General features: G+C 39.6%; 17 protein-coding genes. 6 read left to right on the top strand and 11 right to left on the bottom strand.

Annotated features, from left to right (window positions below; translation table 11 throughout):
* Positions 1 to 83: 83 nt before the first annotated feature.
* The 6 genes from NQ550_RS06820 to NQ550_RS06795 all read right to left on the bottom strand — a co-directional run bounded on the left by NQ550_RS06820 (position 84) and on the right by NQ550_RS06795 (position 2,343).
* Complete coding sequence (locus NQ550_RS06820; protein ID WP_155513483.1) at positions 84 to 230, bottom strand: hypothetical protein; 147 nt, start codon at positions 228 to 230, stop codon at positions 84 to 86.
* 9 nt (positions 231 to 239) lie between these two features.
* Complete coding sequence (locus tag NQ550_RS06815; RefSeq protein ID WP_025579443.1) at positions 240 to 446, bottom strand: hypothetical protein; 207 nt, start codon at positions 444 to 446, stop codon at positions 240 to 242.
* A 205-nt stretch (positions 447 to 651) separates the two neighbouring features.
* A complete protein-coding gene (locus NQ550_RS06810; RefSeq protein WP_025579441.1) occupies positions 652 to 975 on the bottom strand; it encodes an SH3 domain-containing protein in 324 nt (107 codons plus the stop codon).
* 36 nt (positions 976 to 1,011) lie between these two features.
* On the bottom strand, positions 1,012 to 1,395 hold the full coding sequence (locus NQ550_RS06805; protein ID WP_008704932.1) for a hypothetical protein: 384 nt from the start codon (positions 1,393 to 1,395) through the stop codon (positions 1,012 to 1,014).
* A gap of 214 nt (positions 1,396 to 1,609) precedes the next feature.
* On the bottom strand, positions 1,610 to 2,194 hold the full coding sequence (locus NQ550_RS06800; RefSeq protein ID WP_022381202.1) for an accessory gene regulator ArgB-like protein: 585 nt from the start codon (positions 2,192 to 2,194) through the stop codon (positions 1,610 to 1,612).
* On the bottom strand, positions 2,194 to 2,343 hold the full coding sequence (locus NQ550_RS06795) for a cyclic lactone autoinducer peptide (RefSeq protein WP_008704934.1): 150 nt from the start codon (positions 2,341 to 2,343) through the stop codon (positions 2,194 to 2,196). The genes NQ550_RS06800 and NQ550_RS06795 overlap by 1 nt, the downstream gene beginning before the upstream one ends.
* 295 nt (positions 2,344 to 2,638) lie before the next feature.
* On the opposite strand from NQ550_RS06795, the gene NQ550_RS06790 reads away from it, so the two are divergent.
* The 5 genes from NQ550_RS06790 (at position 2,639) to NQ550_RS06770 (ending at position 6,075) form a co-directional block, all read left to right on the top strand.
* On the top strand, positions 2,639 to 2,968 hold the full coding sequence (locus tag NQ550_RS06790) for a helix-turn-helix domain-containing protein (RefSeq protein ID WP_029677046.1): 330 nt from the start codon (positions 2,639 to 2,641) through the stop codon (positions 2,966 to 2,968).
* 91 nt (positions 2,969 to 3,059) lie between these two features.
* Entirely contained in the window at positions 3,060 to 3,767 is a 708-nt protein-coding gene (locus NQ550_RS06785; protein ID WP_022381201.1) for a LytR/AlgR family response regulator transcription factor, read from the top strand.
* 6 nt (positions 3,768 to 3,773) lie between these two features.
* A complete protein-coding gene (locus NQ550_RS06780) occupies positions 3,774 to 5,072 on the top strand; it encodes a sensor histidine kinase (protein WP_022381200.1) in 1,299 nt (432 codons plus the stop codon).
* 135 nt (positions 5,073 to 5,207) lie between these two features.
* Positions 5,208 to 5,483, top strand: coding sequence for a hypothetical protein (locus tag NQ550_RS06775; protein WP_044996557.1), 276 nt, complete (start codon positions 5,208 to 5,210; stop codon positions 5,481 to 5,483).
* A gap of 79 nt (positions 5,484 to 5,562) precedes the next feature.
* Positions 5,563 to 6,075 carry a flavin reductase family protein gene (locus NQ550_RS06770; protein ID WP_055057567.1) on the top strand — a complete coding sequence of 171 codons (513 nt, stop codon included), beginning with the start codon at positions 5,563 to 5,565 and terminating at the stop codon, positions 6,073 to 6,075.
* On the opposite strand, the gene NQ550_RS06765 is transcribed toward NQ550_RS06770, so the two are convergent.
* The 4 genes from NQ550_RS06765 to tnpA form a co-directional block, all read right to left on the bottom strand.
* The gene (locus NQ550_RS06765) at positions 5,984 to 6,637 is read right to left on the bottom strand and encodes a trimeric intracellular cation channel family protein (protein WP_008704940.1); all 654 of its coding nucleotides are present in this window, start codon (positions 6,635 to 6,637) and stop codon (positions 5,984 to 5,986) included. The two genes, NQ550_RS06770 and NQ550_RS06765, sit on opposite strands and share 92 nt — an antisense overlap.
* On the bottom strand, positions 6,616 to 6,813 hold the full coding sequence (locus tag NQ550_RS06760) for a hypothetical protein (protein WP_044952002.1): 198 nt from the start codon (positions 6,811 to 6,813) through the stop codon (positions 6,616 to 6,618). Before NQ550_RS06760 ends, NQ550_RS06765 begins: the two co-directional genes overlap by 22 nt.
* A 271-nt stretch (positions 6,814 to 7,084) precedes the next feature.
* Positions 7,085 to 8,341, bottom strand: coding sequence for an RNA-guided endonuclease InsQ/TnpB family protein (locus NQ550_RS06755; protein ID WP_226852892.1), 1,257 nt, complete (start codon positions 8,339 to 8,341; stop codon positions 7,085 to 7,087).
* Between the two features lie 18 nt (positions 8,342 to 8,359).
* Positions 8,360 to 8,770 (bottom strand): IS200/IS605 family transposase, encoded by a 411-nt coding sequence (gene tnpA / locus NQ550_RS06750; RefSeq protein ID WP_008704942.1) that lies wholly within the window; start codon positions 8,768 to 8,770, stop codon positions 8,360 to 8,362.
* A 454-nt stretch (positions 8,771 to 9,224) separates the two neighbouring features.
* Here tnpA and NQ550_RS06745 point away from each other — a divergent pair, with 454 nt between their 5' ends.
* Positions 9,225 to 10,430 carry an IS110 family RNA-guided transposase gene (locus NQ550_RS06745; RefSeq protein WP_172678354.1) on the top strand — a complete coding sequence of 402 codons (1,206 nt, stop codon included), beginning with the start codon at positions 9,225 to 9,227 and terminating at the stop codon, positions 10,428 to 10,430.
* A 188-nt stretch (positions 10,431 to 10,618) separates the two neighbouring features.
* On the opposite strand, the gene NQ550_RS06740 is transcribed toward NQ550_RS06745, so the two are convergent.
* A complete protein-coding gene (locus NQ550_RS06740; RefSeq protein WP_118248146.1) occupies positions 10,619 to 12,124 on the bottom strand; it encodes a hypothetical protein in 1,506 nt (501 codons plus the stop codon).
* Positions 12,125 to 12,169: the final 45 nt, after the last annotated feature.

Genomic DNA, 12,169 nt, shown 5'->3' with positions numbered 1-12,169 from the left:
TTAAAAAACAGGCAGTATATTTCATGTAAATATCATAGCCACGATATCGGAAGCCTATTGTATTATATCTGGTAGGAAGTGTGTCAAGTGCAAGAACCGCTTTTTAATCTTTTGGGAAAAATCCTCTGCATACTCCCGGTATTTAAATTGCTGAAGGATATATTTCTTTTTTCCTTCACATCCAGCTTGCCGCTCTGGGCAATTACAACTTTGTATTTTCTTTTTTCCATCCGTACCCCTTATATTGCATCAATTTCTGCCCATGCTTCTTCCACTATCTGCACTCTGTCACTTTCCATATCATCAATGGCTTCATCCAGCCTTGACAAAAGAACATCCATTGCATCATTGATTGTATAAGTTGGTTCATGGGATTTTGTTGCCTGTGCCAATGCCATAACCATCACCCTTTCTTGAAATAGCACTTTTGTTTCTATTTTTATCATACCACGAACCACCGGAAATATCTATATATTTTAAATTTGTCTTTATAACCCAAACACAGAATACTGTTTTTGGGACGTTTTTTAGAATTTGTCCATTTGTAGTTTCAATTAAAAAAGTAAATAAAAGTGCTGCCGCACCAAACTTTTCAGTGCGGCAGCCCATACAGCTATTTACCTATGCCTCGTTTATATTAAATGTTTTTCCTTAAAGCTCCCGAAGGTAATCGGCACTAACATAACGGTAAATGCCGCCAAGAGAAATTTTGGCCCACCCATTACTGATAGAATATACATATACTTTTGTGCCATAATTCAATGTGCCTACTATTGTATATTGTGTTCCAGGGCCTGATCTGATATTTACATCCGACCCTGTGCACTTGTAATATCCCGGTACGCTTCTCGTGACAGAGTTTGTTTCAATTCCTGTATTTTCCGCAGCAAGCACCGGCATTGCAAATGAACTTGTCAAAAGAATTGCACTTATGACCAAACACACTACAAATGAGTTTTTTCTCATATACTTCATAATCTTTTCCTCCCATAATTTTTTTACACCATATCATCATCCTTGAGAACCTGGACGTGCTTTACTATAAGGTTCCTGCGTAGTTCCAACCACGACCCCATCTTTATTCAGTATATTACCTGTTTTGGGATCTATATGAGAACCGGCTGGTGGCGTCCATTTTCCCGACTCATTCACTGTACCAAGCGCATCTTCCAATTCCTTTTTCGTTCGGGGCGTTTTCAGTTCTGGCGTTGGTGCCGAGCTGCCGTCTGCATTGTCTGTATTGTCAGTACTCTCAATAGTTTCTTCTTGAACAAATGATTCTCCTGAAGTCCTGTTATTTTTAGACGTATCTCCATTATCTTTATCACTGCAGCCTGTACATAACACCATTATTACAAACAACAAGCTAAAAACAACTTCTTTCTTATGTGTCATTTTAATCTTTTACCTCCATTATGCCCGTTTAACTACTCCGAACCGAACTACTCAATTTAAAGTGATAGAATTCTATCATTGTCCCATTGGAATCCACTCCCTTTCAATGAACAAACTGAATTAACTGTAAATAAAGAACTTTGATCAAATCAATGACAAACTTTATTATCTTTATTTTTGCCATGATTTCAACCCCTTTTGCACCAAACGACATTTACAGTCTGTTTTTGGTCGATTTACACATTTTCTTTACGATACAAGGTACTTGTAAGCCTGCTGTCAGTAATATCCCAACAGAAAAACAGATTGTATAGATGTACTTTCCCAGCAAAAATAAAGCTATATCTAACAGCCCAAACAGTATCACGAAGAACACTGTTGTTTTTTTATATGTCCTTTTCTCGTTAGTATCAAGTCTTCTGTTTTCACTGTCTATTGGACTAAATGTAATCAGGCTCACAGACGCAATAACTGTAGCTATTGCCAACTTCAAATCACATTGCACATGCATTGATAACATTATGCACAGAAACAATAGAAAACCAGATCCAAGAATACAAGTGTGCAAATTTTTTGCATGATAACCACCACTAAATTTTCTCAGAACCACAAACGGAAAAATAAGAGCAACTCCGTGTTTTACGCTTCCCAAGCCAAAGCCAATAACTCCTGCAAGGATAAGTGGTGATACCAATAGAAAAAAACTATATAATGCATACTTGTAAAGTTCCTTATCCGCCTCGTTTATCGCATTACACCGGATCATCCAATTTACTACTGTATCTGTACATTTTTCCATTACTTGTTTCTCCTGTAGTTCATTAATTCTTTCGGTGCCTTAGGCTGATACATGATAAGACAAGAAGCTGTGTTAGCTTCTGTCCGTAACACAACATCTAATGCTGCTTTCATTCCTTTTGCAACCGATTTAGTTACCTCTTTCTTCATAATGACCTCTCTCCTTTCCACTAAAATTTGTCATTGATTTTCACATAAGCAATCATATACCACTTTAATCAAATAAACGACCCCTTTGGAATGAACGGAATGATTCTTTACAATATTGGATAATTTCCCTCTTTTCTACGAAAAATAATATGTGATACAGAATTATTTATATATAAATATCAGTTTGTTTAATATATTGCAGAATAGTTCTTTGTTACATTCTTCTTTTTATTTAGTTCTATTGGTAAAATTCTACTGAAAGAAGGTGGGATAAATAGAATTTCAATATGAAGGTATGGGAAACCGCATCAAAATACGCAAAAAAGAATTACGGATAAAACAGGCAGAACTTGCCGAAAGATTAAATATATCCAATAACCATATGTCATCAATCGAAAACGGAAGGCAAAAACCAAGTCTGGATATTTTCATTCAGATTTGTAATTTACTCAATGTTACACCTGACTACCTTCTGCTCGGCAGTATGCACGCTTATAATATTCCACAGGATATTATTGATAAACTACGGTTATGTAATCAATCCGACATAGAGCTTGCCGGAGACTTTATCGAACTGCTTGTAAAACGAAATAACAAAGCAACACATAATGAACCAAAATTGTAATTAAATTGTCTTTTCATACGCATTTTTTGCATTTGGAAATTCTATGTGATAAGATGTACACATACATCTATTTAGAAAGTCAGGTGAAAAAATGCGTATTTTAATTTGTGATGATGACACTCTGATCATTGAACAATTGAAGAAGTATATCGAATCCTACTTTGAGTCCAACCATTTAAAATGTCCTGAATTAGTTTCTTTTACCAGTGGTGAAGCTTTGTTAACTGACAAAGGTGAAAAGGATATTGTTTTTCTGGATATCGAAATGCCTGGCATGAATGGAATCTATGTTGGGAATGAATTAAAAAAAGCAAATAGAAATGTGATCGTTTTTGTTGTCACCTCTTATTCTGAATATTTGGATGAAGCAATGCGTTTTCATGTATTCCGTTACCTTTCCAAACCTCTAGATAAGCAGCGTTTTTTCCGAAATCTGAAGGATGCCTTAGCTTATTACAATTCCATTACACTCAAAATTCCTGTGGAAACAAAACAGGCGGTATATTCGTTTCCTGCTTCGCAGATTATTGCCATAGAAGCTCAGGGGCGAAAAGTAATTGTACATACTGCCCGTCAGGACTTTGACTCTATTCATAATATGAATTACTGGTTGGAAAAGCTTCCCCAAAACAGTTTTTTTCAGACACACCGGAGCTTTATTGTTAACTTCGAACATATTGTGGACTTTGATCACTCCACCGTACATTTATCAAATCCTCAGATTACCGCTTACCTGACACGCAGGAAATACAGTTCCTTCAGAAATGCATATCTACTATATCTGGAAAGCATGAGGTGAAAATAAATGGAATATATTATTTTACTTATTTTTAGTTTTTTTACAGAAGCGGTTATCTTATGGCAGTACGCCGCCAGCCTTTTTTCCCCTTCTCATAGCGGTAAAAAGAGACTGACTCTATTAAGTGTTCTTTATGTACTGTTGTTTTTTCTTTCCCTGCTTGGGCAAACATGGCTGAATATTATCAGTTTTTTTGTGATAAACACTGTTTTCCTCTATATAATGTTTAACCTCAAGTTATTATTGGCACTCTTCCATTCCGCTATACTTACAGCGATTATGGGAATATCTGAACTTGCAGTTTTGGGGATGATATCAAGATTCTTTCCCCATTTTCTCTTAGAAGCAAGTGTCGGACTTGTTTTTTATACCGTATTTAGCAAAATTACCTTTTTTGCAGTCGTTTACTTGTTAAGTTGGCTCTTCAAGGGGAACAAAGCAGCTCAAGAACCGTACGGTCACTCCGAAATTCTCTTGATGTTCATCCCGCTTTCCTCTATTCTTATGATGTTTACTCTTCTTTCTATTGGTGAAACAACCGCATATGCCCCACCGGTTGATTTTCTAGTAACAATCTGTGCCGTTTTTCTGTTGCTGGTCAACCTACTTGTATTTGGAATCAACCAATATAACGCAAAAAGATCACAGGAATATGCCGATTTGCAGTTACTGCTCCAGAAAGAATCCGATTCTGTTGAATACTATGAAATGATGCTTGCACAAAACGAGAACCAGAGCATTTTGATCCACGATATAAAGAAACATCTTCAATCAATCAGATTACTGAACGAAAAAAATGATTCCGATAAAATAAATGACTATATACAACAACTCATGGAATCTTCCGACTTAAAGGAAACCACAAAACTCTGTGATCATGAAATGCTAAACTCCATTCTGTGCCGCTATCAGCGCCACTGCAATGATAAGCACATTATTTTTCACACTGACATCAGAAGCGGCACGGTACAACATATATATCCGCGCGATTTGACTTCTTTATTCTGTAACTTATTGGAGAATGCAGTGGAATCAGCAGAGAATATTCCAGACTCTTTTATTGAGCTCACCGTACAAAAGAAAGAAAATTCACCCTTTCTTATTATCATACTCATCAACTCCTGCCAAAATACCCCTGTATATAATCCAGAGGGACTTCCTATATCCCATAAATCAGACAATGGCAGACATGGATTCGGAATCAAAAGCATTAAAAAAGTCGTAAAACAGTACCATGGAAATTTGCAAATGTATTATGATAATGATTCCGGTACCTTCCATACAATCCTAACCTTAAAGCAGTAAATATTAAAATCTGGCAATCGCAATTTTATACGATTGCCTTTTTACATATTTCAGCATGCATTGATGTTGTTTTATATCACTATAAATGAGCAAGTTCGTGATTTTGCATAAAAGAAAGAGATCTTTTCCTGTTATGTGTGTCGATGGCCGATCGAGATATTTTTCAGGCAATGTAAAAACCGTCTGGCACTGGATACATACCAGATCCGTTTCTCAAAGGAAATACAGAGATACTGGCTGCTGATGTCACTGGCACATTGTATTTGTGTCACAGGAACTGGCAAATATCGATCTTTTCAAGATGGATATCATCGAATCTGTAGTGCCGTTCATCAGGAAAAGTATCAGTATCTATTCCTATGTGCAAAAGCAAGTGATGATTTTGAAGCATTTATGAAATTAGCAGGATAATTTTGTGCATTTTTTCAAACTTGCTCATTTATAGCAGGATATATTATCCTGTCAATTGAATCTGAAAGGGGCTGTTGTAATGAGAAAAAAATTAAATATTACAGAAGGCATTTTTCCTATGCCTGTATTGATGGTTGCAACCTATAATGAAGACGGAAGCATCAATGTAATGAACGCTGCCTGGGGTACGATGCAGGAACGTGACACAGTTGCATTGAACCTTACCGAGACCCATAAAACCGTACAGAATATCAAAGCACGCGGTGCATTTACCGTCAGCATCGCGGATGCCGCACATGTAACAGAAGCTGACTATTTCGGTGTAGAATCCGGTAATCGCGAGCCTGATAAATTTGCCCGCAGCCGTCTGACCGCCACAAAATCTGAAACTGTAGATGCTCCGATTATCAATAATTTTCCTCCTCGAACGAAAAGACAGTCAGACAAACTCAGCCTGACTGCGCTAAATATTACCTGTCTGATTTTATACGGTATCCTTCCTATTCATGTGGTGACAGCCTGGGCAGATTCCAGCGGTAATGTGCTGCCAGATATCGGATCAGCACCACTACAATTGATGATACTACCATAGCCTGTACATTTCCCACAAATCGATTCATATATACGCATACAACTGCACCAATGATGGAGGCACAGGCATAGATATGTTTTACAAAAATATACGGCGGTACACTCGCCATCATATCTCTAAGCAGACCGCCGCCTACTCCCGTAATGGTTCCAAGAAATACAAGCAGGAACACATTGTCCATATATCCCTGGCGGATTCCTGTATTTACTCCTACTACTGTAAAAATCCCAAGCCCGACAGAGTCCATTGCCAGCATGATTTTATCGTAGGTCTCACGCCTGTGCCCCTGAAGCAATTCTCTCTTGAAATAAAAAATAAAGAAAACAATGCAGGAAGCAAGCACTGACACCAGTGCATATACAGGATTGGTAAATACAGCCGGAGGGATGATCCCCAGAACAATATCCCTGATCATTCCTCCGCCTACTGCTGTTGCAACTCCCAGAACGCTCACGCCGAAAATATCCATATTCCGTTCAACGCCCACCATCGCTCCGGAAGCAGCAAACGCCACTGAACCGGCCATTTCCATAACAAATGTTACAATTGACTGATAATCCATATTTGTTTTTTAACTCCCCATCCTATCTTTCTTTTATAATCCCAGAAAACAATGCAACTAATGCACTCCTGCAAAGCACGAAAGACAGGAAAATGCTGAACTGTCTTAATTGCATTATTTTCTGGAATTGCTATAAAAATATCAGTAAATCTCCGTTCATCACTTAATGTTTTCATAATTGAAGCAGGAGATTCCACTGAATTATCCAAGATAAAAAGTCGATTTTTTGAACGTCACGTGAAAGAGTCTTTACTCTCAATCAGTATCAGAAAATCGACTATTTATTCCATTTCATATAGATAAACTTATATACTTCGCGAACACCTTCAGCATAGTATAGTAAGTGAATTACTCGGCAACTGAGTTACCAGAGCATCTGAATTAAGGCGGGATACCGCCTTTTTTTCAGGGTGCATCCATGACACCACTACTGTTTGCTCTTTAGAGCTATACAGCTACTTTTATTATTTCCGGTGTTTTCAGTCCGGTTACGGACAGTTCTTTTTTTACTCCGGATACGGAGTGATATTTTCTCAGGATATTATATGCGCCTACGGCATCTGCGTTATAGGTTCTGTTTCCATCTCTGTACAACCCTCTCTCTTTCCGTTTGGACGGCTCTGCATATCTTTTCCCCACTTTCGGTGACAGCGGACTGCACTGGCTGGTATAACTTTCTTCCTGTTTTATAAAACGGATCCCATATCTTTTCAGCTTATATTCCAGCATGATGTAGATCCTGTTATACGGCAGGCTGTGGAACTTCTGGTTTGTCCTGTGTCCCAGGTCTTTTTCTCTCCGGATATTCCGGATATCCCCTGCAACGACACAGGTGATCCCCTGTTCCCGGCAGTATTCTGCAAGATACCTTGTGACCTTGTGCAGATAATCCGTTACTGAATCATGTTTTCTCTTATATAACTTCCTGATATGTTTTGATGTAGCCAGATACTTTACTCCCTTTCCGGACTGCTGCCCATACCACTGGGCCTGCACCCTTGCGATCTCTTTATGGAAATATCTTTCCAGTGCAAGGTACTTCCTGCCCAAGATAAACGTCTTACCGTTCCCGGAATCATAACACGTCATAAGATTATGGAGTCCCAGATCAATGGACAGTTCATGTCCGTTCTGTGGAAGTTCTTCCTGGCCAGAAACCTCATAAACAACAATAATTTTACAGTTTCCCTTCTCCGGCGGATAGATCCGCAGCTGTTTGATCTGATCCATGCCCCTGAAAATCTTATTTTCAAGGTAAAGAAAGTTTTCATGGATCTGATACGTTTCTTCCATATATTTTTTTAATGCCTTTGGAAGGGACAGGCGGACTCTGCCCGTATCCCGCTCATGCACGATCCCCATCTGCATATAGGTAATGGGGATACTTTCCTGCTTAAACCGCGGCGGTCTGGGAGTCTCGATCCCCCCGGATCTTTTCAGGGCATAAAAAGACTTCCATGCCTTGTCCAGCAGCTTGCAGACTTCCTGGGCCGTCTGGGACGGGAGCTGTTTATACCACAGATCCTCTTTATGGGCTTTTTTCTGATAATACCAGTCCGGATGCTGCTCTATCCCAGTTTCTTTGTAATGCTGACGCTCGTAATTACAGACATTCCAGAGCTTGGATGCTGCATAGCACATATGCCCGATGAGGTTCGCATATTCCCGGCTGACCTTTATGGATGTTTTCTTTGACAGCAGCATTTCCTCTCCTCCATAGTATCAGTACGCTTTGCTCTGATGTTCGATGTACCTGCGGATATTTTCTTCCGATACAGATCCGACCATTTCCACATAATAGGAATGGTTCCACAGCTCCCCTTTCCAAAGCTGGTTTCTTATTTCCGGAAAACGTTCGAAAAGTTTCCTGCCGGAGATCCCCTTCAGGTATTTCATGATCGCAGTTATGGATAATTTCGGAGGGGCTGACACAAAACAGTGTACATGGTCTCCTTCCCCACATTCAAACAGATGGACCGTAAAGCCCTTATCTTCTGCGATCTCCTGCACCAGTTTCTGCAGATATGCCTCGACCTCCGCACTTAATATCTTCCGCCGGTATTTTACCGACCATACCATATGGTAATTAATATTGCACACACAAGTGCGATAATGTATAAGATTTTCTTTCATACATATATGATACCATGATATCAAAAATTTCGCAATAAAATATCGAACATATTTTCTTTTTTATGATGCTGGATACAGCTTTTTATAGGGAGAAATTGAATGAAAACCGTTTTGTTGTTTTTATTTATTATGAGTGCAGATATGCACAGTTTGCGCTTTCATCTACTACAATATATTTATGGTTAATATCCCTTACAGCCAGTAAGGAATTATCCATCTTGTTGCTTAAGCTGTTAAAATGTATGGAGCAATCGGTATATCGTCTTATTCATCTTGGACTTCGCGTCCGTTGCCGAGACTGATAACCAGCTCCTCATTTGCAGCGTTCGTTTTATGCAGGTTGAACTGCCTTCGGTACGTTCGTGTCACACCACAGTAGATGGAATAGGCAATGAGTAAAACTGGTCTTTATCCATTGCATAATCTGATTTTAAGGAGTGACAAATTTATGAATATGAATGCAGTAGGTATTGATGTTTCCAAAGGAAAAAGCATGGTTGCTATCCTTCGTTCTTATGGTGAGATCATTTCAAAACCATTTGAAGTCAAACACACAGTCAGTGGGATTCGCTCTCTCATTGAGCAGATCCAATCCATTGATGGCGAATCTCGTATTGTCATGGAACACACCGGTCGTTATTACGAACCTCTTGTCCGTGAACTTTCGAAAGCTGACCTTTTTGTATCTGCCATAAATCCCAAACTCATCAAAGATTTTGGAGACAACTCTCTCCGCAAAGTAAAGTCCGATAAAGCGGATGCAGTAAAAATTGCACGCTATACTCTTGACAGTTGGACGGAACTCAGACAGTATAGTCTCATGGATGAAATTCGTAATCAACTGAAAACCATGAACCGCCAGTTTGATTTTTACATGAAACACAAAACCGCTATGAAAAATAATCTAATCAGCATCCTTGACCAAACTTATCCGGGAGCTAACACTTATTTTGACAGCCCTGCCCGTGAGGATGGAAGTCAAAAATGGGTTGACTTTTCAGCCACCTACTGGCATGTGGATTGTGTTCGTAAACTCTCTCTAAACGCCTTTATCGACCACTATCAAAAGTGGTGTAAACGCAGGAAGTACAACTTCAGCCGTTCAAAAGCTGTTGAAATCTATGAAGCATCTAAGGAGCTTGTTTCTATACTTCCAAAAGACGATCTGACAAAGTTAATCATCAAACAGGCTGTAGAACAATTAAATACGGCTTCACAGACTGTGGAACAGCTTCGTACCATGATGAATGAGGCTGCTTCTAAACTGCCGGAATACCCTGTTGTCATGGCTATGAAAGGTGTAGGTAAATCGCTTGGTCCACAGCTTATGGCAGAGATTGGTGATGTCTCCCGATTTACCCACAAAGGAGCCATTACAGCCTTTGCAGGCGTTGATCCCGGTGTAAATGAATCCGGTTCATATGAGCAGAAAAGCGTTCCTGCTTCCAAGCGCGGTTCCAGTACTCTTCGTAAGACTCTGTTTCAAGTCATGGATGTTCTCATCAAAACAAAGCCACAGGATGATCCTGTCTACTTGTTTATGGATAAGAAACGAGCACAAGGAAAGCCTTATTACGTCTACATGACAGCCGGTGCGAATAAGTTTCTTCGCATCTACTATGGTCGAGTGAAAGAATATCTGTCTTCACTCCCAGAATAAATATCTCGTCAATACCTTTATTTTAGACCAGCGAATATCGGTGGTCTTATTTTAATGTTCAAAATCTTGCAAAAATTTTTGCCTGAAATCATCAATTTGCTATTGACTTTTTATTTGCAGGCTCGGTAATTGAATTGCCGAGGATTCCCGCTTATTATCCTAAACAAGGGGCAGTTGTCTGTTTCTTTTTATTTTACCCTGATTCTTCTTCCCCAGGATACCCAGTCTCCGTAAGCTTTCCTTCCGTTAATTTTGACCCATGGGCGGACTTTCAGAGTATAGGTTCCGGGCTTCACGCCTGTAATCCTTGTATAGGTTGTCCGATTGTTCCGTTTATATACGGTGGTTCCGCCTGTAGATCTCAGCTCCATATCTGCTCTTGCAAATCCTTTTGGTACGCCAACTGTTACAGACACAGCTCCTTTACTTGTTTTTACAGTTTTAATCTTCACCCTCTCTGTGGGAATTCCGTTCTTTACTACTACTTTTACTGGATAACTCCATGCCCCAAACCTTTTCCCAGACACTTTTCCATCATAATAATCCCTGTTGTACGCATGGATTCCCAGATAATACGTCCCGTTTTTTACATTTGTAAAGGTGATGGTCTTTGCATCCTGATTCTTCGCCACCTTCACATAATTCTCAGGTTTGTCACCCCAGCTTTTCTTTGTCAGAACCGCATCGAAACCTTCGCTGTTTGCGCAGTCATAAGCCACTGCCTTAATAGTTGACCCCTGTACTTTCACATCTTTTATCGTTGCTCCTTCCGGATAAGGCGGTGCAATATGAGGACAATTCTGGGAAATTATATAAGATAATTCTATTCCTCCTGTGATGGAAACCTTAAAAATATCAGTAGCTACCTGTTCTTCCTTTTTCGGACGAAGATAAACCGTTGTACCTTCTCCGGGCATAATAACCCCCGTTTCATAATCATCAAGGTACGCCCAGAAATGTTCCGTATTCTCAAAATCAACCGTAACAGGATTTTTTCCATTGTTATATATCCATATACTGCGTTTTGGACACATAAACATATCCGGATCCGGATCTGTATTATCCCACCAGTCGTATTCTTCAGGGGTAATTGTGAGAAATCTCGTACCGCTATTCGGTCTGCAGTTCACCTCATAATCCTGATCAGATGCGCCGCGAATAAGAACCCGTATCCTACACTTCGCCTGAATGCCTTCTTCTGTTTCCATGACAAAGGTTTCTTCATGAATTCCCGGAGAAAGATTTTTCTTTACATAAATATCCGCTGCAACAGCTTCTCCGGGCTTAACCTTATTCCCAACTTCCATTGGAAACCTTCCCTGAAACGGATAATCAAACGGCTCAAGTGTAAAATCATTCAATTCTGAGATAGATTTGATATGCCAAGCCTCTGTGCCTGTATTTTTTATCTCCAGCCTTTCCCACCCCCAACCACTGCCGTTTACTCCAGTCTGTCCCAAATCAAGGATTTCACTAGAAACTGTCGCCTCATATTTCTCATATCTCATTTCACTGTCTGAATCCACAGTATCCTCGAAAATAGCTGAAGCTTCCGATACATCGCCTTCCTGCTCTGTGGTTTCCGAAATAAATGTTTCCTCTCCAGCAGAAAAATCGGCTGCCAATACCGGCTGACCGGTAACGATCACAGCAGAAAGAAACAGCGATAAAAATGTTTTGCCTCTCCTTCTCATAATACTTTGCCTTCTTTCCATCATTATACCTCGTTATCATGTTAC

The organism is Blautia wexlerae DSM 19850 (assembly GCF_025148125.1).
In the GTDB taxonomy this organism is placed as follows: Bacteria; Bacillota; Clostridia; order Lachnospirales; family Lachnospiraceae; genus Blautia_A; species Blautia_A wexlerae.
Note: the sequence above shows the minus strand (reverse complement) of the source record. Positions and strands in the feature narration are given on the sequence as shown.